This is a genomic window from Allobosea sp. 67-29, from assembly GCF_001898115.1.
Taxonomy (GTDB): Bacteria; Pseudomonadota; Alphaproteobacteria; order Rhizobiales; family Beijerinckiaceae; genus Allobosea.
In genome coordinates, this window is record NZ_MKSQ01000010.1 from 98,184 (window position 1) to 118,057 (window position 19,874).

General features: G+C 66.6%; 16 protein-coding genes. 6 read left to right on the forward strand and 10 right to left on the reverse strand.

The window, feature by feature from the left end; genetic code table 11:
• From BGO20_RS10005 to BGO20_RS10015, 3 genes are all read right to left on the reverse strand, one after another.
• Window positions 1-1,437: a homospermidine synthase gene (locus BGO20_RS10005; protein WP_291659783.1), complete on the reverse strand. Its 1,437-nt coding sequence runs from the start codon at window positions 1,435-1,437 to the stop codon at window positions 1-3.
• A 150-nt stretch (window positions 1,438-1,587) separates the two neighbouring features.
• On the reverse strand, window positions 1,588-2,124 hold the full coding sequence (locus BGO20_RS10010; RefSeq protein ID WP_291659782.1) for a GNAT family N-acetyltransferase: 537 nt from the start codon (window positions 2,122-2,124) through the stop codon (window positions 1,588-1,590).
• A 229-nt stretch (window positions 2,125-2,353) separates the two neighbouring features.
• On the reverse strand, window positions 2,354-3,499 hold the full coding sequence (locus BGO20_RS10015) for a type III PLP-dependent enzyme (protein ID WP_291659781.1): 1,146 nt from the start codon (window positions 3,497-3,499) through the stop codon (window positions 2,354-2,356).
• A gap of 766 nt (window positions 3,500-4,265) precedes the next feature.
• Between BGO20_RS10015 and BGO20_RS10020 the strand changes: the two genes are divergently transcribed.
• Both BGO20_RS10020 and BGO20_RS10025 read left to right on the forward strand, forming a co-directional pair.
• The gene (locus BGO20_RS10020; RefSeq protein ID WP_291659780.1) at window positions 4,266-5,930 is read left to right on the forward strand and encodes an OpgD/OpgG family glucan biosynthesis protein; all 1,665 of its coding nucleotides are present in this window, start codon (window positions 4,266-4,268) and stop codon (window positions 5,928-5,930) included.
• A gap of 4 nt (window positions 5,931-5,934) precedes the next feature.
• On the forward strand, window positions 5,935-6,207 hold the full coding sequence (locus BGO20_RS10025; RefSeq protein ID WP_291659779.1) for a GNAT family N-acetyltransferase: 273 nt from the start codon (window positions 5,935-5,937) through the stop codon (window positions 6,205-6,207).
• Window positions 6,208-6,219: 12 nt separating this feature from the next.
• Here the strand turns inward: BGO20_RS10025 and BGO20_RS10030 are convergent, their stop codons facing one another.
• Window positions 6,220-6,666 (reverse strand): Fur family transcriptional regulator, encoded by a 447-nt coding sequence (locus BGO20_RS10030; RefSeq protein ID WP_291659778.1) that lies wholly within the window; start codon window positions 6,664-6,666, stop codon window positions 6,220-6,222.
• Window positions 6,667-6,792: 126 nt separating this feature from the next.
• Window positions 6,793-7,800 (reverse strand): LLM class flavin-dependent oxidoreductase, encoded by a 1,008-nt coding sequence (locus BGO20_RS10035; RefSeq protein WP_291659777.1) that lies wholly within the window; start codon window positions 7,798-7,800, stop codon window positions 6,793-6,795.
• A 203-nt stretch (window positions 7,801-8,003) separates the two neighbouring features.
• Here BGO20_RS10035 and BGO20_RS10040 point away from each other — a divergent pair, with 203 nt between their 5' ends.
• Window positions 8,004-8,186, forward strand: a complete 183-nt coding sequence (locus tag BGO20_RS10040) for a hypothetical protein (protein WP_291659776.1) — start codon at window positions 8,004-8,006, stop codon at window positions 8,184-8,186.
• A gap of 25 nt (window positions 8,187-8,211) precedes the next feature.
• Here BGO20_RS10040 and serA read toward each other — a convergent pair whose 3' ends face one another.
• From serA to BGO20_RS10055, 3 genes are all read right to left on the reverse strand, one after another.
• Window positions 8,212-9,471: a phosphoglycerate dehydrogenase gene (gene serA, locus BGO20_RS10045; protein ID WP_291659775.1), complete on the reverse strand. Its 1,260-nt coding sequence runs from the start codon at window positions 9,469-9,471 to the stop codon at window positions 8,212-8,214.
• A 107-nt stretch (window positions 9,472-9,578) separates the two neighbouring features.
• Window positions 9,579-10,025, reverse strand: coding sequence for an NfeD family protein (locus BGO20_RS10050; RefSeq protein WP_291659774.1), 447 nt, complete (start codon window positions 10,023-10,025; stop codon window positions 9,579-9,581).
• Between the two features lie 7 nt (window positions 10,026-10,032).
• On the reverse strand, window positions 10,033-11,013 hold the full coding sequence (locus tag BGO20_RS10055; RefSeq protein WP_291659773.1) for an SPFH domain-containing protein: 981 nt from the start codon (window positions 11,011-11,013) through the stop codon (window positions 10,033-10,035).
• Window positions 11,014-11,745: 732 nt separating this feature from the next.
• Between BGO20_RS10055 and BGO20_RS10060 the strand changes: the two genes are divergently transcribed.
• Window positions 11,746-13,161 carry a hypothetical protein gene (locus tag BGO20_RS10060; protein WP_291659771.1) on the forward strand — a complete coding sequence of 472 codons (1,416 nt, stop codon included), beginning with the start codon at window positions 11,746-11,748 and terminating at the stop codon, window positions 13,159-13,161.
• An 82-nt stretch (window positions 13,162-13,243) separates the two neighbouring features.
• Here the strand turns inward: BGO20_RS10060 and BGO20_RS10065 are convergent, their stop codons facing one another.
• Window positions 13,244-14,797 carry a winged helix-turn-helix domain-containing protein gene (locus BGO20_RS10065; protein ID WP_291659770.1) on the reverse strand — a complete coding sequence of 518 codons (1,554 nt, stop codon included), beginning with the start codon at window positions 14,795-14,797 and terminating at the stop codon, window positions 13,244-13,246.
• Window positions 14,798-14,923: 126 nt separating this feature from the next.
• Here BGO20_RS10065 and BGO20_RS10070 point away from each other — a divergent pair, with 126 nt between their 5' ends.
• Entirely contained in the window at window positions 14,924-15,385 is a 462-nt protein-coding gene (locus tag BGO20_RS10070; protein WP_291659768.1) for a cupin domain-containing protein, read from the forward strand.
• A 219-nt stretch (window positions 15,386-15,604) separates the two neighbouring features.
• On the opposite strand, the gene secA is transcribed toward BGO20_RS10070, so the two are convergent.
• A complete protein-coding gene (gene secA, locus BGO20_RS10075) occupies window positions 15,605-18,397 on the reverse strand; it encodes a preprotein translocase subunit SecA (protein ID WP_291659767.1) in 2,793 nt (930 codons plus the stop codon).
• A 369-nt stretch (window positions 18,398-18,766) separates the two neighbouring features.
• Between secA and BGO20_RS10080 the strand changes: the two genes are divergently transcribed.
• Entirely contained in the window at window positions 18,767-19,633 is an 867-nt protein-coding gene (locus tag BGO20_RS10080) for a peptidylprolyl isomerase (protein WP_291659766.1), read from the forward strand.
• The last annotated feature ends 241 nt before the right edge of the window (window positions 19,634-19,874 follow it).

Below are 19,874 nucleotides of genomic sequence, written 5' to 3' on the forward strand. Positions count from 1 at the left end.
TCACCGAACCAGGATGTTCCTGAACTGCCAGGGATCGCTCACGTCGATATCCTCGGGGAACAGGCCCGGGCGGCCGTCGAGCGGCGTCCAGTCGGTATAGTAACCCTTCACCGGACCGAGATAGGGCATCTGGATCTCCAAGCAGCGGTCGAGATCCATCTCCTCGACTTCGACGATGCCGGCCTTCGGATTCTCCAGCGCCCAGACCATGCCGGCGAGCACGGCCGAGGTGACCTGCAGGCCGGTCGCCGTCTGGTAGGGGGCGAGCCTGCGCGCCTCCTCGGTCGAGAGCTGCGAGCCGAACCAGTAGGCGCCCTTGTCGTGGCCGTAGAGCAGCACGCCGAGCTCGTCGATGCCGTCGACGACCTCGTTCTCCTCGAGGATGTGGTGCTCCTCCTGCGGACGGCCGGCATTGCCGAACATCTCGTGCAGCGAGAGCACCGCGTCGTTCGCCGGATGATAGGCGTAATGGCAGGTCGGCCGGTAGATCGCTTTGCCGCTCTCGTCGCGCACGGTGAAATAGTCGGCGATCGAGATCGATTCGTTATGCGTCACCAGGAAGCCGTATTGCGGCCCCGGCGTCGGGCACCAGCTCCTGACCTTGGTCTCGGCGCCGGGCTGCATCAGGTAGATCGCGGCCTGCGAGCCGGTCTCGTGGGTGCGCGCATTCTCCGGCAGCCACCTCTCATGGGTGCCCCAGCCCAGCTCGGCCGGCTGCACGCCCTCGGAGATGAAGCCCTCGACCGACCAGGTGTTGACGAAGACACCCGGCGGCTTGGGGTTCTTCGAGCGCTGCGTGTCGCGCTCGGCGATATGGATGCCCTTGACGCCGACCTGCTTCATCAGCGAGGCCCATTCCTCGCGGGTCTTCGGCTGCGGCACGTTGAGGCGCATGTCGGCGGCGACGTTCAGCAGGGCCTTCTTGGCGAGCCAGGAAGCCATGCCGGGATTGGCGCCGCAGCAGGAGACGGCCGTCGTCGAGCCGGGCGCGCGGGCGCGCTTGGCGGCCAGCGTCATCTCGCGCAAAGCATAGTTCGAGCGCTCGCCCGGCCCCTTGCTCTCGTCGAAATAGAAGCCGAGCCAGGGCTCGTTGACCGTGTCGATATAGAGCGCGCCGAGGCTGGAGCAGAGCTCCATGATGTCGCGCGAACCGGTGTCGCAGGAGAGATTGACGCAGAAGCCCTGGCCGCCGCCGGCGGTCAGCAGCGGCTCCAGCATCGTCTTGTAGTTCTCGATGGTGACGGCTTCGTGGATGAAGCGGATGCCGCGCTCGTCGAGCAGGTGGCGGTTGGAATCATCGGGAGCAATGACGACGAAGCGGCTCTTGTCGAACTTGAAGTGCCGTTCGAGCAGCGGCAGCGTACCGCGGCCGATCGAGCCGAAGCCGATCATCACGATCGGGCCGGTGATCTCGCCGTAGACGGGCCAATTCGTCATTCTCTGTAACTCCTGGGTTCCGGGGTAAAAATGGTCGAAAGGGTCGTATGGGCGCAAAATCGCGCCGTCAATCGCGAGGGCGCCTTCCACGCGGGTGAGCGCATGGAAAGCGCCGGGCGATGACGGCGCGATGACGATGGATCGAAGGCGTCAGGCGGCCTGCGCGACCTCATCCGTTTCGAAGGCTTCAGGGATGGCTGCACCGCTGGCGACCAGCACGCCGCGCGCGCCATCGAGGGCGCCATGGCGCAATTCGATCGCGAGGAAGCGCTCGCGCTCGACCGGGCCGGGCATGGCGAGCTCGCGCGTCAGCGCCGGGCCGAAGCCGAAGCGGCCGTAATAGGGCGCATCGCCGACGAGGATGACGGCGCCATGCCCGCGGCAGGCCGCGCGCCAGAGCGCCTCGCGCATCATCGCCTTGCCGAGCCCCTCGCCCTGCAATTCAGGCTTCACTGCGAGCGGGCCGAGCAGCAGCGCCGGCACGCCATTGGCTTCCACATGCCAGAGGCGGACGGTCGCGAGCACTTCGCCGTCGCGCTCGGCGGTGAGCGCCAGGCCTTCGGCCGGCAGGCGGCCCTCGCGCAGACGCTCGCTCGACTTGGCGGTGCGGCGTTCGCCCAGGCACCGGTCGAGCAGCGCCTCGCGGGCGGGAATGTCGACGGCGATCTCGTCGCGGATCGTGATCATGACGCACCTCCGGCCGGAGCGCCCATTCTCATGGACCTGCCCGGCGCCACGCTCGCGCGCGGCCACAATGGAACGATGTGGGGAAGAGGGGGCCGGCGGGAGCCACGCCCATACCTCCGTTCTGGAGATACGAACGCTCCACCCGACTTGGCATCGGACAGCCTGCCTTGCGACAGGGCGCTTCGCCGGACCCGATGGGATCAGGAAGGAGCTCGCGCTCCTTCCGACGTCAGATGACGTACTGCTTCAGCGGCGGGAAGCCGTTGAAGGCGACGGCCGAATAGGTCGTCGTATAGGCGCCCGTGCCCTCGATCAGCACCTTGTCGCCGATCTCCAGCGAGAAGGGCAGCATGTACGGGGTCTTCTCGTACATGACGTCGACCGAGTCGCAGGTCGGGCCGGCGAGCACGCACGGGACGGTGGCATCGCCATCGCGCACGGTGCGGATGGGGTAGCGGATCGCCTCGTCCATGGTCTCGGCGAGACCGTTGAACTTGCCGATGTCGAGATAGACCCAGCGGACCTCGTCCGTTTCGGCCTTCTTCGAGATCAGCACGACCTCGGCCTCGATCAGGCCGGCTTCACCGACCATGCCGCGGCCCGGCTCGATGATCGTCTCGGGCAGCTGGTTGCCGAAATGCTTCGACAGCGCCCGGAAGATCGCGTCGCCATAGGACGGCACGCCCGGAATCGGCTTCAGGTAGCGCGCCGGGAAGCCGCCGCCGAGGTTGACCATCGACAGCGAGATGCCACGGGTGGCGCATTCCTTGAAGATCGCCGAGGCCGAGGCCAGGGCCGAATCCCAGGCATTCACGTTCGCCTGCTGCGAGCCGACATGGAACGAGATGCCATAGGCCATGAGGCCCATGCGATGGCCATGCTCGAGCACGTCCGCGGCCATCTCGGGCACGCAGCCGAACTTGCGCGAGAGCGGCCAGTCGGCGCCGGCACCGTCGCAGAGGATGCGGCAGAAGATGCGCGCGTCCCTGGTGGCGGTCTTCTCGGCGGAACGGGCGACCTTCTCGACCTCGGCCGTGCAGTCGACGGCGAACAGGCGCACGCCGAGCTCCATGGCGCGCACGACGTCGCGCTCCTTCTTGATGGTGTTGCCGAAGGAGATGCGATCGGCCGTGGCGCCGGCCGCGAGCGCGAGCTCGATCTCGACGACCGAGGCGCAGTCGAAGCAGGAGCCGAGCTTGGCCAGCAGGGCGAGCACCTCCGGCGCCGGGTTGGCCTTCACCGCGTAGAAGACGCGGGTGTCGGGCAGCGCACGGGCGAAGGTCTGGTAGTTCTCGCGAACCACGTCGGTGTCGATGACGACGCACGGGCCATCGTCGCGGCGGGTGCGCAGGAATTCACGGATGCGGTCGGTCATGAGACGCGACTCCCCTTCGACGCAAGCGGCGTCGATGCGATGTATCGCCGAATGAATCGCTGTCATCGCAAGGCGCTGTGGAGACGCCTTCGACAACGGACGATACGTCCGGACCCGAAACACCGTTCGATTGGGGAAGACCCCGCACGGCCGGCAATGAAGGACAAGCCTCTTCGGTGCCGGCCTGTGGAAAGCCGGCGAGACCAAAAAAGCCCGCTCCGTCGTTGCTTTAAGCTGCGTCCCCCGTGGAGATTCGGGGTTCGCCGGTTTTGCCTCCGGCTGCCGGTCTGTGTCGGGGAGCAATCTCCTCGCGGAGACTGGGAAGCGTGATTTGAGGGATGTCCATCCCCTCCATCCGTCTTCCAACCCCTGGCGGCTGTCCGGCCTCTTGTCCGGATGCCCACCGACCGGCACGCGGCCACAGGCACGTGCGAATTGGGTGAACGCGATATACGGATGCCGACTCCGGATCACAAGTATTTTTTGAGCCCGGAGCCGGATTTTTTTGCAGGGCCGAGGCGCGCTGGTCAGGATCCGGGCCAACGGCCGCAAGTCCTTGGCTGGCTACGCTTTATTCCCCTTTCCGCAGAAACGGATTCAATTGCCGGAAGGATCGGCAATCTCCGCCTCGCGGCGGCGTGGGCGGCAGGATGTCGCTCTTCATGCATTGTCAATCGCGCTGCCCTAGACGGGCCTCATTTCATGGCCTTAAGTCGCTGCGGCAATGGATGTTTGTCGCGACGGGCGACGAGAAGACGGACTGAGAATGACGATGCTGGACCGCCGCCATGTTCTGGGCGGGCTTTCTGCCGCCCTGTGCCTTTCCGCTGCGCCATCGGTCCTGCTCGCCCAGCAGCCCCAGAATCCAAATCCGCCGCCGCCGCAGACGCCTCCGCAGCCGCGCTTCGGCTTCGAGGACGTGCAGCGGCGCGCTCGCGAGGTCGCCGCGGTCGCCTATGAGCCGCCGGCAGGGTTGCCGGAGCCGCTCGCCCGGCTCGACTACGACGCCTGGCGCGACATCCGCTTCCGGCCGGAGCGGGCGCTGCTCGGCCAGAACGGCTCTCCCTTCCGGATGCAGATGTTTCATCCCGGCTTCCTGTTCAACCGTCCGATCACCGTCAACGTGGTGCGCGACGGCGTGCCGACGCCGGTTCCCTACGCCGCCAACCTGTTCGACTACGGCAAGGTCAAGTTCGACAAGCCGCTCCCGGTCAATCTCGGCTTCGCCGGCTTCCGGCTGCATTACCCGCTCAACGACCCGCGCGTCCTCGACGAGCTGATCGCCTTCATCGGCGCCAGCTATTTCCGCGTGCTGGGCCGGGAGCAGCGCTACGGGCTCTCGGCGCGCGGGCTTGCGATCGGCGCCGGCACCGGAAGCGAGGAGTTTCCGGCCTTCCGCGAATTCTGGGTCGAGCAGCCCGGTGCCGGCGCCGAGCGCATCGTCGTCAACGCCCTGCTCGATTCGCCGTCGCTGACCGGGGCCTATCGCTTCACCATCTATCCCGACGTCGATACGGTGGTCGAGGTCGCGGCCAGCCTGTTCCCGCGCAAGCCGATCGAGAGGCTCGGGCTCGCGCCGCTGACCTCGATGTTCTTCACCGGCGAGAACGACCGGCGCTTCTTCGAGGACTACCGCCCGGAACTGCACGACTCCGACGGGCTGATGATCCATTCGGGCTCCGGCGAATGGCTGTGGCGGCCGCTGCGCAATCCGAAGCAACAGGCCGTGTCCTTCTTCGGCGAGCGCAACATGCGCGGCTTCGGCCTGATGCAGCGCGACCGCAACTTCGATCACTATCAGGATCTCGACCTCGCCTATGAGCGGCGGCCGTCCTACTGGGTGGAACCTCAAGGCGATTGGGGCGAAGGCGTCATCGAGCTGATCGAGATGGCGACCGGGGACGAAAGCAACGACAATGTCGTCGCGCTCTGGACTCCGAAGGCGCCGCTGGAGCCGGGAAAGGAGTTTTCCTTCGGCTACCGGCTCACCGCCATGCTCGATTCCAACGACCTGCATCCCGGCGGCCGGGTGGTCAATACCTTCCAGGCGGTGCCGAAGGCGCTCGGCTCGAGCGAGGCCGTGATCGAGGGCGCGCGCCGCTTCATCGTCGACTTCGCCGGTGGCGACCTCGACTATCACCTCAAGCAGCCGGACAAGGTGGCGATCGTGCCGTCGATCACCCGTGGCAAGATCGATCGCGCCTTCCTCGTCCCGAATCCCAGGATCGACGGGTTCCGCGCCTTCATCGACGTGACGGGCGAGCCCGGCCAGCTCGCCGAGATGCGTGCCTTCCTGAAGAGCGGCAACAAGACGCTGACCGAGACCTGGAGCTATCCGTGGCGCGCCGAGGCCAAGGAGCCGCCGGCCGCTGTCCCGCAATCGCAGCCTGCCGCCGCCCAGCAGCCGGCCCCTGCACCCGCCAAGGAATGACGCGATGGATGTGGTCGAAAAGCCCGAGGAGAACCGCTTCGAGCTGGCGCTCGACGGCGGCACCGCGCTGGTCGCCTATCGCACCGACGGAAACCGGCTCGTGCTGATCCATACCGAGGTGCCCGAGGCTCTTGCTGGCCAGGGCGTCGGCTCGCGGCTGGCGAAGGGCGTGTTCGAGCTGATCCGGGCGAGTGGGCGCAAGGCGGTGGTGCGTTGCCCGTTCCTGAAGGCCTGGGCCGCCCGGCACCCGGAATACGACGACATCATCGACGGCTGAGCCGGTCCCCGGCTATTTGCGGCCCTTGCGCGCCGGCTGCTTCTTGCGGCCGTAAAGCTCGAGCCGGTGCCGGACAAGCTCGTAGCCGAGTTCGGCGGCGATGCGCCGCTGCAGCTCCTCGATCGCGTCGGAGGAGAACTCGATCACCGCGCCGGTCTCGACGTCGATCAGATGGTCGTGATGCTCCTGGTCGGCGTGCTCGTAGCGCGAGATGCCGTCCTCGAAGGCATGACGTTCGATCGCCCCTTGCGATTCCAGCACCTTCATCGTGCGGTAGACCGTCGAGAGCGACAGGGTCGGATCGAGGGCGAAGGCACGGGTGAAGATGCCCTTCGCATCGGGATGATCATCCGATTCGGCCAGCACGCGCAGGATCAGGCGCCGCTGCTGCGTCATGCGCAGCCCCGCCCCCTTCAGCTGGCTTTCGAAAACGGCGACGCGCCGGTCGGTCTCGGTCATGACCAGCCCATAGCAACGCGCGCCGGCATTTGCAAAAGCAGGCTATCTGAAAATCATTCGCATTCGCATGAATAATGCAAATGCGCGTCATTATTGTCTCGGCGCATGGCCGTGGTGGCCTGCGCCTCAGGCGCCGACGCGCGCCTTGCCGAGCTCGGGGGCGAGTGCGGCGACGATCTCGTAGGAACGCTTGCGCTTCTCATGGTCGAAGATCGGTGCCGTGACCATGATCTCGTTAGCGCCGGTATTGGCGACGAAGGCGCCGAGCTCGCGCCGCAGCGTCTCGGGCGAGCCGATGAAAGCGTAGCGCAGCATCTGCGAGACATGCGCCTTCTCCGCCGGCGACCAGTACTGCTCGATATCGTCGATCGGCGGCTGCAGCTTGCCGCGCGCACCCCTGACCATACCGACGAAACGCTGCTGCAACGAGGTTGCGAGGTAGCGCGCTTCCGCGTCCGTCTCGGCGGCGACCACGTTGATGCCGGGCATGGCGTGGGGGGATTGCAGCTGCTCGGACGGCTTGAAGCGCTCGCGATAGACGGCGAGCGCCTGCATCAGCGCGTCGGGCGCGAAATGCGAGGCGAAGGAATAGGGCAGGCCGAGCTCGGCGGCGAGCTGCGCGCCGAACAGGCTGGAACCGAGGATCCAGAGCGGGACGTTCAGCCCCTCGCCCGGTACGGCGCGGATCGCCTGGCTGGGGCCGGCGGGGGCGAAGAGCGCCTGCAGCTCCAGCACGTCCTGGGGGAAGGTATCGGCCGACATCGGGCTGCGGCGCAGCGCGCGCATGGTGAGCTGGTCGGTGCCGGGCGCGCGGCCAAGCCCGAGGTCGATGCGGCCGGGGAAGAGCGCCTCCAGCGTGCCGAACTGCTCGGCGATCACCAGCGGCGCATGGTTCGGCAGCATGATGCCGCCGGCGCCGATCCGCATCGTCGTCGTCGCGGCGGCGAGCTGGCCGATCACGACCGAGGTCGCCGCGCTCGCAATGCCGACCATGTTGTGATGCTCGGCCACCCAGTAGCGGGTAAAGCCCAGCGCCTCGGCATGGCGGGCAAGGTCGATCGACTTCAGCAGCGCGTCGCGCGGTCCCTCGCCTTCGACGACGGGGACGAGATCAAGGACGGAGATCGCGACCATGGCAGGCCCTGCTGGCTGGCACCGGTGCGGACCGGCGATGACGACGTGGCCTCACCAGATGGGAAGGCCGGGCGTCCCGATCCAGAGGCCGGCCTGCGGCGTCATGGCATGGCTGCGCTGACGTTCTGGCGGAACGCGGGCAGCGCTGCCGCGTTGCTTGGGCGACGGCCGCGTCGCGACGCGGCGCCACCCAGGGGGAAGCCATGAACGCAACCGCCAATCCCGCCAAGGAAAGCTTGCGCAAGGAACAGAAGCAACAGCGCGAGGCCGCGCGCAGGCGCGGCACGGACGACGAGCTGGACGAGGCCCTGAAGGAGACCTTCCCGGCCAGCGATCCCCTCGCCACGCAGACGCCGATCAAGCCCGGCGGCAAGGACAAGCGCTGACGCGTCAAGCCCGCCGAGGCGGGCTTCAGTCCCGCTGATAGAGCAGGCGGGCGCGGATGGTGCCGTCCAGCGCGCGGATCTCGCGCAGGATGTCGCGCGCTTCCGTGCTCGATACGCCGTCGGCCTCTATCACCGCATAACCGACCTCGCCGTCGGTATGGTAGTTCTGCGCGGCGATGTTGACCTGGCGGTTGGCGAAGACGTCGTTGAGGCGCCGCAGCATGCCGGGCACGTTGCGCTGGACATGGATGAAGCGGGTGCCGTTGGCCCGGACCGGGATCTGCACCTGCGGGAAGTTGACCGCGCCCACCGTGGCGCCGACATCCGAGTAGTCGACGAGCTTGCGCGCCACCTCGGCCCCGATGCGCTCCTGCGCCTCCTCGGTCGAGCCGCCGATATGCGGCGTGAGGATGACGTTGGCGCAGCCCTGGAGCGGCGAGACGAAGCGCTCGGCATTGGAGGCCGGCTCGACCGGGAAGACGTCGACCGCCGCCCCGGCGAGGCGGCCTTCCTTGAGGGCCGCGGCCAGCGCACCGAGATCGACCACCGTTCCGCGCGAATTGTTGATGAGATAGCCGCCGGGCTTCATCCGGGCGATCTGCGCCGCCCCGATCATGCCATGGGTCTGCGGCGTCTCGGGCACGTGCAACGAGACGATGTCGGCGGTGGCCAGCAGCGTGTCGAGGCTGTCGACCGGCTCGGTGTTGCCATGGCGCAGGCGGTCGGTGTGATCATGATAGATCACCCGCATGCCCATCGCCTCGGCCAGCGTCGAGAGCTGGCTGCCGATATTGCCGTATCCGACGATGCCGAGCGTCTTGCCGCGCACCTCGAAGGAGCCGTTGGCGGACTTGTCCCAGCCGCCGTCATGGGCCGAGCGCGAGCGATCCGGAATCCGGCGCAGCAGCATGACGATCTCGCCGATGGTCAATTCGGCGACGCTGCGGGTGTTGGAGAAGGGCGCGTTGAAGACCGGCACGCCCTGCTGGCGCGCGGCCTCGAGATCGACCTGGTTGGTGCCGACCGAGAAGCAGCCGACGGCGAAGAGCCGGTCGGCGGCGGCGAAGATCTCCGGCGTGAGCTGGGTGCGCGAGCGGATGCCGAGCACGTGCACGCCGCGGATCTTCTCGATCAGCGCCGCGCGGTCCAGCGCCTTGGGCAAACGCTCCAGATTGGAGTAGCCGGCCTGCTGCATCAGGGCGACGGCGGAATCATTGATGCCTTCCAGCAGCAGGACTTTGATGCGGTCCTTGGGAAGGGAGAGGCGTTCGCTGGCAGGGGTCATGGAGGTCGCGCTCGTGACGGAGCGGTTGCTATAGTCCTCGCCGGGCGCCAGGCCAACGCCCTAGATGCAATGCCGACGCGCGAAACGTCGCAAGCGATGCAAAAATCTCATGCCTTCTCGATGACCAGGGTCGAGCCCTCGACGCGCACGACGCGGATCTCGGTGCCGGCCAGCAGCTCGGGTCCGGTCACGCGCCAGGACGAATCGCCGACGCGCACGCGGCCCTCGCCGCCCGTCATCGTCGTCTCCAGCCGGAAGACCTTGCCGATGAGCTGGCGGCCGCGATCGTTGAGCCCGGTCGCGGCATCGGGCTCCTCGCTCTTGCGGCGCGTCAGCATGCGGCCGGCGGCGACGCAGGCGATGGCGAAGATCGTGAAGACGATGCAGGCGGCCTGCCAGCCGAGCCCGAAGGCGCCGACCGCCGCCCCGGTGAGCAACGCCGCCAGCCCGAGCCAGATCAGGAAGACGCCGGGCGCCAGCACCTCGCCGCCGATCAGGACGAGGCCGAGGATGGCCCAGAGCCAGCCATTGTGGACCATGAGCCAGTCGGGCATGGCCGCCTCAGCCGCTCGCGCGCCCGGCCGCGGGCACCGAGCCGGAGGTGCGCCGGGCCTGCTCGGCATCCTCGCCGAAGACCGCCTTGGTGAGCTGGGCGATGCCGCCGACGGTGCCGGCGAGCGCGGCGGCCTCGATCGGCACGATCACGACCTTGCTGTTGTGGCCGCTGGCGATGGCCTTCAGCGCGTCGGTGTAGCGCTCGGCGATCAGGAAGTTGGCGGCCTGGATGTCGCCCTTGCCGATCGCCTCCGAGACCATGGCGGTCGCCGTCGCCTCGGCCTGGGCGAGCCGTTCGCGCGCCTCGGCGTCGCGCAGCGCGGATTCCTTGCGGCCCTCGGCGGCGAGGATCTGCGACTGCTTCTGCCCTTCGGCCTTGAGGATCTCGGCCTGGCGCAGGCCCTCCGCCTCGAGGATCGCGGCGCGCTTCTCGCGCTCGGCCTTCATCTGCCGGTTCATCGCGCCGGCGATGTCGGCCGGCGGCAGGATGTCGCGGATCTCGATGCGGGTGACCTTGACGCCCCAGGGCGAGGCGGCGGCGTCCATCACGCGCAGCAGCCGCTCGTTGATCTCGTCGCGATGGGAGAGGAGCTGGTCGAGGTCCATCGAGCCGACGACGGTGCGGATATTGGTCATGGTGAGGACCATCAGCGCCTCGTGGAGCGAGGCGACCTCGTAGCAGGCCTTGGCGGCGTCGAGCACCTGGAAGAAGGCGGCCGCGTCGATGCGCACGCCGGCATTGTCCTTGGTGATCGCCTCCTGCGAGGGAATGTCGAGCACCTGCTCCATGACATTCACCTTGTGGCCGATGCGGTCGATATAGGGCACGATCAGGCCGAGGCCGGCGCTCAGCGTGCGCGAATAGCGGCCGAAGCGCTCGACGGTGTAGTTGTAGCCCTGCGGAACGGTGCGGACGCCGCGTGCGATCGTCAGGATCACCAGCGCCACCACGACGATGACCGCGATGTTGAACCCCGACAGATCCATCTCGTTTTCCCCTTAGCCGCCGGCCGCTGTCGCGGCGGCCGCCCAAACTGGCGGTTGCGGCGGGCGGATGCAAGCCGCCAGCGGAGCCGCGCCGCGAAACATCGCGGCTTCGGCGCGGCGGGCAGCCAGGCCGACAGGTTTATGCCGGCAAGCGCCTTCGCCCGCCCGCGTTGCCGCGTTCGGCTGTCATGAGGGGCAGCGGAGCGCCGCGAGGCGCTAGGTGTATAGGGCCGCTTCCATTGAGCCAGGATGCGGCGCGGAAGGATTGAGCCACCTTCCGCACGCCCCGTGGCGCTCCGCCTGCCGGCGTTCTTAAGTCTTCGGGCCGCGCTTATAAGGGCGCGGCGGGCCTGCCCTGCCGTCCTGCGGCCTCAACGCCCCATGGGGTGCGCCACACCGCGGTGTCGGACAGGACCGCTTCCGCCAGCCCGTCCAGCGAGCTCCTCGCACAGGGATCGTAGTATCCCCAGGGCGGTGCCCCGAAGCCTCCCGGGAGTGAGTCGTAACCCCACCCGCAGGCGCCGCCCCCGTCCCCACCAACGGCATACCTCCGGATGGCTGCCCCTCGGGGACGAGGCGCAGCGATCATAGGCGAGGCGTGTGGGGGCGGGGATAAGTTCGCGGCAGTGTCTGCTATCGGCCCGCTGCGGACATTGTAGGGAAGGCCCAATCACCCGAAAGGATTTCCTAGCACCATCGCTCTAGTGTCGAGCGCCATTCAAGTTGCGAGACATGATGCGCTCCCTCACACTCAGCCCGATCGAAGGCAAAGCGTTCGCCAGACAGACGCTCGTCGTCTTCCTTATAGCGCTCGCAGTATTATTCGCGTTTCCTTGGTCATTGTCTGCGAACAATAGATTTATCGCGGGCATCTCCATCACTACAGCGCTGCTTTTCGTGTCTGCAATTGCTGCGCTCCCCATTGTCGGCGTAGTCGGCCTCATCCTGAAAAATTTTGCCTCGCGCCTCCTCACGCTCGGGCTTCCTGTGCCCTTGACGGCGGCCGCTTTCATGCTCGTCCTCAACGATCTGGCCATGGGTTTAGTGTTCAACAGGTATTTTCTTCTGAGTGGAAATATTTTGATCCTGGCTGGCTTATTGGGTGCGGTTGCGATCATGAGACCGGTGGGAAACTGGCGGCGTGACCAGACCACGCTGTGTTTTGTCGGGGCTGTCACCTTGATTGGCTTCGATCAGTACGCGAGCCTGATAAGGGCGATGCTGCTGCCAGGCACCAACGACACATTTCTCTGGTCGCTGCGAGCTGCCAGACTCACCGGCCTCCCCAAGCTCCTGGATTTGCCTCCTGGCTCTGTTCCGGGGGGCTTGCTGTTTGGGCTAGGTTACATGCAGCGCAAACTGGCTCGTGATGTCCCCTCGTATCAGTTCTCGCCAATACCACTCGGGGGGCCGCTTACTGCCGCGATCGTATTTGGCGTGGCCACCAGTACAGTAATGTATATGCAGTTTGACGCAGCTACCGGAGCGGGTTCACCGCGCCGCCTATCCGTCATGGTTCCATTGAACAGCTTGCTTTATACAGTGCCCGCGTTCTGCTTTTTGGTAGGTTCCGCCATTAAGCGCAGCAAGTTAGTCTCGTTTTCAGTCTGCTTCGCGTCGCTGCTGCCGATTGTGGCATGGGTCGGCCAGCGTCATCTCGTCGACTGGCGAGCGATTGAGGTCGCAGAGCTAAACGCAAAGCCGATCGATTGGTCCACCGTTCCGATTCAAGGTCGCCCCCTCATGGTCGACATCACCACTCCCGATATCGAGGCACATGCGCAGCAGCGAGGTTTTGCCAACACTTTCAGCTTCCGATATTCGCAAGGCGTCTATGTTCGTGGGGTTGCGGACAATAGGTTTAATGGCTCCGACGACTTCATCGAGATTACCCTGGGGGCTCACAAGCCCGGAAAGCGCTTCTCGGCAGAATCCGGCCGCCCCCGCTCCCCCGCTATTCTCCACGTCTACGATGTTCGCGATGGCAAGCGCACGCTGCTCGGCACTCGCATTGTCGAGCGCTATCTCCCACCGGCGTTTCCCCCTTACCTGGATTTTGATGGGTCCTGGGTCTTGGACCGTAGGAGAATTTTAGAGGCCAGCGAAGCGGACATGATCGGGCGCATCCTGGATGAGATTCCCTCCTGATAATTTGCTACCTTCTTCCCCAACGATGTCGCATCAGAAGCCCGCTTCCGACCCATGGCCGACATCGGGTGTCTTTGAAGAACTACTCCGGCAGCCCCGCCGACCGCAGCGCGCCGCCGAGCACCTCCGCAAGCTCAGGAGCGCAGTTCACGCCTGCGAACTGGCGGCTAAAACGGAATGTCGGATGGAGTTCGAGGACCCGCGCCGCTGCGCGCCTGGCCTCCTCGTGCCGCCCAAGTTTAACGAGCGCAGCCGCCAACTGCACATAGGTGATGCTGTGCGCGGGATTGGCTTGAACAGATCGATGCGCCGCATGGCAGGCTTCGTCATAGCGGCCGCGCAGCAGATGGCTCATCGCCTGCGCGTCGAAAGCGGCAAAAGCCCATGGGTCGAAGGGGCTCAGCCGCATGCCGCGCTCGCTCCATGCGATGGCCTTCTCGGCCTCCCCGGCCCATCCGAACATGACGCTTCCGAGAATATAGGTCAGTGCCGAAGACGCACTGAGGGTGAGCGCGGCTTCCAGGGCGGTAAAGGCCGCGTCACGATCGTGGCCATCCATGCCCATGGAAAATCCCGCAAGAGTCAGGGCAGTCGCGTCGTCCTTGCCGTGAATGAGCGCGGAGCGAGCGTGGTCGATCGAGGCTGCGCGGTTGGCCTCCTGCAAGCCAGAGCGGAGGAAGAGGCAATGATGGCACATCGCGGCGTTGCCGTAGGCCAGTCCATATTCAGGGTCGAGATCGATGGCGCGATCGAGCAGCCTGAGCGCTCGGGTCACCTGCTCGGGCATGCCGGAATCGACGTCGGACTGCGCTCTGAGCACGAGATCATAGGCATCGAGGCTGTCGGGCCGCTTTCGCCTGACCCTGTCGATCTCGGCCCGCCGGAGGCTCGGCGCAATCGCCCCCACAGCCGAAACCGCGATTTCGTCCTGAAGCGCGAAGATATCGTCCGAGCTGCGATCGTAGCGCTCGGCCCAGACATGCGCGCCGGTCGAGGCATCGATCATCCGGGCACTGATGCGCAGGTTGCCGCCAGCTTTCCGCACACTGCCCTCGAGCACGTAACGCACGCCTAGCTCGCGGCCGACCTGCTTCACGTCGACGGCCCGCGCCTTGTAGATGGCGGTCGAATTCTGCGCGATGACGAAAAGCCATTTGATGCGCGAGAGGCCGGTGATGATATCGCTGACCATTCCATCGGCGACATGATCCTGCTCCGGGTCGCCGCTCATGTTGACGAACGGCAGCACCGCGATGGACGGCCTGTCGGGCAGTGCGAGACCTCGAACGGGCCCGCTGAAGGTCGCGACATCGGGACCATCGCTGGTCACGGCCGGCCCGACATAGCGATAGCCACGGCGTGGCAGCGTTTCGATCCAGCATGCGCCGCCGTCGTGGTCTTGCAACGTGCGCCGGATCGCAGCGATCTGCACCGTCAGATTGCTGTCCTCGATCGCACGGCTCGGCCAGGCCGACTCGATCAGAGCCTGTTTGGAAACGGGGCAGCGTTGTCGTCCCAGCAACAACGCGAGCAGGGCGACGGCACGCCGGCCAAGTGCCGCCGGCTCGCTGCCGCGGAACAGGATTCCGGCTTCGGCATCGAGGCGGAAGGGGCCAAATGCCAGGGTCTTCGCCATACCGGAGGATGGTACCGGTTCGGCATTTTTCGCAACAATTTCGGAAGGGCTTCACGACTCCCCAAGACGGCGGGGACAACGTGGCGGGGTGCCTGCCGATCGCAATCCCAGCCGATGGAGGATCGCATGAACGCCGTTCCCGTCATTCGCATGCCCGAGCAGAACAGCGGGGTCATGCTGCGTGGGCATCCGATGGTGTTCCTCGTCACCGGCGGGGACACCAAGCATACGAGCATGTTCGACTGGACGATCCCGGCCGGCTTCGCCACCGGCCTGCATGTCCATCGGGTCCAGGAGGAAACCTTCTACGTGCTCGACGGCGAATGCGAGTGGCATGTCGGCGACGAGATCGTTCGCGCCCGCCCCGGGACCTTCCTCTTCATCCCGCCAGGCGTGCCCCACAACATCACCAATGTCAGCGAGCGCCAGGCTCGCGTGCTGATGACCGTGTCGCCGCCGGGGCACGAGCACTATTTCGAGGAGCTGGCGCAACTCGCAGCGTCAGGCGCTCCCGACCCGAAAGCGCTCTCCGCGCTGCGAGATCGCTATGACACCGACCAGCTTTCGACACTGACCACACGGGCGTAGGGTCGATCGGATTCGAGGGGCGGCTTACGCCGAACTGGCGCGCAATCGGCGCCGCCGCAGCCGGAGCATAAGCAGGCTCTTTCCTCACTGCGCAGATGCAGACCCGGGCCGGCTCTCAGCAATGAGACATTGCCCCGACGCCACGCCGAGGCGCGACCCGAACGCCGCGGCCCCTTCAGGGCCGGCCCGTCGTCCCGAAAAGGCGCCTCTTCAAAGTCCTCAGGCGAACTGCCCGTGGCAGTGCTTGAACTTCTTGCCGGAGCCGCAGGGGCAGGGCTCGTTGCGGCCGACCTTGCCCCAGGTCGCGGGATCGTTCGGGTTACGGTCGAGCACGGCGGTGTCCTCGGCGCCGAGCGCGGCGAACTGCACGCCGCCGCCCTGGCCGTAATCGCCGCCGCCGAAGCTGCCGGCGGTGCCGCCGTCCTGCACCTGCAGCGGCGCCTGCTGCTCCTCGGGCTGCTCGAAGCGGACCTCGACGCGCGAGAGATGGCCGGTGACCTGCTGGCGCAGCTGGCCGATCAGCCCGTCGAAGAGCTCGAAGGCCTCGGCCTTGTATTCCTGCAGCGGGTCGCGCTGGGCGTAGCCGCGCCAGCCGATGACCTGGCGCAGATGGTCGAGCGTGACCAGGTGCTCGCGCCAGAGATGGTCGAGGGTCTGCAGGAGAACCTGCTTCTCGACATAGGTCATCACCTCTTCGGTGTTGCGCTGGATGCGGCCGGCATAGTCCTCGTCGGCGAGCTTGCGGATGCGTTCGCGCAGCTCACTGTCGGCGATGCCCTCTTCCTTGGCCCAGTCCTCGACCGGCAGGTCGAGATTGAGGAACTGCACCACCTCCTGCTTGAGGCCGGGGGTGTCCCACTGTTCGGGATAGGCCTCTTCCGGGATGTGGCGGGCGACGAGGTCCTCGACCACGCCGTGGCGCATGTCGTCGATGGTCTCGCGCACGCTCGGCTGCTTCATGAAGTCGCGGCGCTGCTCGAACACGACCTTGCGCTGGTCGTTCATGACGTCGTCGTATTTCAGGATGTTCTTGCGGATGTCGAAGTTGCGGGCCTCGACCTTGCCCTGCGCCTTCTCGACCGCCTTGTTGATCCAGGGATGGACGATGGCCTCGTCCTCCTTGAGACCGAGCTTCTGCAGCATGCCGTCCATCCGGTCCGAGCCGAAGATGCGCATCAGATCGTCCTGCAGCGACAGGAAGAACTTGGAGCGGCCCGGGTCGCCCTGGCGGCCGGCGCGGCCGCGCAGCTGGTTGTCGATGCGCCGGCTCTCATGGCGCTCGGTGCCGACGATGTAGAGCCCGCCGGCCCTGAGCACGCGCTGCTTGAAATCGGCGACCTCGGCGCGGATCTCGGCCGCCTTCGCGTCGCGCTCCGGGCCTTCCTCCACCCCGGCGAGGTCGTGGGCGATGCGCATCTCGGCATTGCCGCCGAGCTGGATGTCGGTGCCGCGGCCGGCCATGTTGGTGGCGATGGTGATCGCGCCGGGCACGCCGGCCTGGGCGACGATATAGGCCTCCTGCTCGTGGAAGCGGGCGTTCAGTACGGCGAAGGCCTTGGTGGTCTTGCCCTGGCGGGCGGCCTCGTAGACCGGCTCCAGCGCCTTCGGATCGGTGAAGTCGAGCAGCTTGTAGCCGGCCTTCTCCAGCATCTCGGCGACGAGCTCGGAGCGCTCGATCGAGGTGGTGCCGACCAGGATCGGCTGGCCGTTGGCCTGGGCCGACTGGATCTCGCGGATGATGGCGCGGACCTTCTCCTCGAAGGTGCGGTAGACCTCGTCGTCCTCGTCCTTGCGCGAGATCGGCAGGTTGGTCGGGATCTCGACCACCTCGAGCTTGTAGATCTGGAAGAACTCCTCGGCCTCGGTCGCGGCCGTGCCGGTCATGCCGGCGAGCTTGTCGTAGAGGCGGAAGTAATTCTGGAAGGTGATCGAGGCGAGTGTCGCGTTCTCGGGCTGGACGGTGACGTGCTCCTTGGCTTCCAGCGCCTGGTGCAGCCCTTCCGAATAACGCCGGCCCGGCATCATGCGGCCGGTGAACTCGTCGATGATCACGACCTCGTCGTTGCGGACGATGTAGTCCTTGTCGCGGGTGAAGAGGGCGTGGGCCCTCAGCGCCTGGTTGACGTGGTGGACGATGGTGATGTTGTGGGCGTCGTAGAGCTCGCCCTCGGTGAGGATGCCGGCCTCGCGCAGCAGCTCCTCGATATGCTCGTTGCCGTCCTCGGTCAGCGCCACCGTGCGCTGCTTCTCGTCGACCTCGTAGTCGCTGGGCACCAGGCCCGGCAGCACCTTGTCGATCGCGACATAGAGCTCCGACTTGTCGTCGAGCGGGCCGGAGATGATCAGCGGCGTGCGGGCCTCGTCGATCAGGATCGAGTCGACCTCATCGACGATGGCGAAGTGGTGGCCGCGCTGGCTCATCTGCGCGACCTCGTACTTCATGTTGTCGCGCAGGTAGTCGAAGCCGAATTCGTTGTTGGTGCCGTAGGTGATGTCGCAGGCATAGGCGCGCTGGCGCTCCTCGTCGTCGAGGCCGTGCACGATGACGCCGACGGAGAGGCCGAGGAAGTTGTAGAGCTTCGCCATCCACTCGGCGTCGCGCCGGGCGAGATAGTCGTTGACCGTGACGACGTGGACGCCCTTGCCCTCGAGCGCGTTGAGATAGGTCGGCAGGGTCGCGACCAGGGTCTTGCCCTCGCCGGTCTTCATCTCGGCGATGGCGCCCTCGTGCAGCACCATGCCGCCGACGAGCTGGACGTCGTAGGGGCGCTGGCCGAGCACGCGCTTGGCCGCCTCGCGCACGGTGGCGAAGGCGGGCACCAGCAGGTCGTCGAGCTTCTTGCCGGAGGCGAGCTCGCGCTTGAACTCCTCGGTACGCGCCTTCAGCGCCTCGTCGCTGAGCGCCGCGACCTCGTTCTCCAGGGCGTTGATCGCCGCGACGCGGGGCTGGTAGCCCTTGACGCGGCGGTCGTTCGACGAGCCGAAGAGTTTCTTTGCGAGCGCGCCAAGCATGTTGGGCCTTTCAGGTGATGTCTCGGCCGTCCGGCAGGCGCGATCGCTGGGTCAGGCGCCCGGGCCGGTCGGCCGCGGTATTCTCGAATTTGCGACCGCGTGTTTAGACGCGTGCGCGGGCAGGGTCCAGCACGCGTTTCGCCCGAGCGGGGGCAAAACGGCAAGGGATTTGCGCAGCATGTGGGGTCGCGCGGCGCCGCTTCCAAGGGAGGCCGCCGCCGGGCCGCGGCGCGATGCCGCCGGCCGCATCGGGCAAAGCGGCGCGATCCGCCCCGGCAAGCGGCTGAACCGCCTTGCCTTTGCCGCGTTCAACTGGCAGTGCAGCGCCCGACCCCGTGTCTTCGGCTCTCCTGCGAAAGGCCGTCCTTCATGAAGTCCACCCGTTTCATCGCCGCCCTCGGCTTCGTCCTGATGGCGGCGCCAGCCTTCGCCCAGGCCGACAAGGTCGTCGCCAAGGTCGATGGCATCCCGATCACGCAGCAGGAGGTCGAGCTCGCGACCGAGGACCTCGGCGAACGCCTCGCCCAGCTCCCCGAGGACCGCAAGCGCGACGAGGTCATCAACTATCTTGTCGACCTCAAGCTCGGCGCCAAGGCGGCGGCCGAGGCCAAGGTCGCCGATACGCCCGATTTCGCGGCGCGCCTTGCCTATTACCGCGAGAAGGTGCTGCTCGATCAGTACCTCACCGGCCTCGGCAAGAAGGCCGTGACCGAGGAGGCCGCCAAGAAGCTGTACGAGGACACCACCAAGGCGATGGCTCCCGAGGAGGAGGCGCATGCCCGCCACATCCTCGTGGAGACCGAGGACCAGGCCAAGGCGGTGGTCGATCGGCTGAAGAAGGGCGAGGACTTCGCCAAGGTCGCGGCCGACGTCTCGAAGGATCCGGGCTCGGGCAAGGAGGGCGGCGATCTCGGCTGGTTCACCAAGGACCGCATGGTGCCGGAATTCGCCGAAGCCGCCTTCAAGCTCAAGAAGGGCGAGGTCTCGGCCCCGGTGAAGAGCCAGTTCGGCTGGCACGTCATCAAGCTTGAGGACAAGCGCACCAAGCCGCTGCCGGACTACGCCGCGGTCAAGCCGCAGATCGAGCAGTATCTCGAGCGCAAGGCCCAGCAGGACGCCGTGCTGGCGCTGCGCGAGAAGGCCAAGGTCGAGCGCCTCGACAAGCCTGCCGCCCCTGCCGCCCCGGCCACCCCGGCCCCGGACGCCGCCAAGCCGGCCGAGCCGAAGAAGAACTGAGCGCTTCGCTCGCGATCCGGTCCAATTTGCGGGCGGCCCTTGCGGCCGCCCTTCTTGTTTTCGTCATCGGGCTGCGGCAGAGGGGCTTTCGGACGAGACGCACTGCCCGGTGGACGGAGGATTCGCCGGTCTCCCAGTCGTGCTCCCGAGGAGGAAGCCCCAATGGCCGGCAAGGATGTTCCCGTTTCCCCGCTCGCGCCGAAGCGCCAGCCCAAGGTGCCGCCGGTTCCGGGCGTGCGCT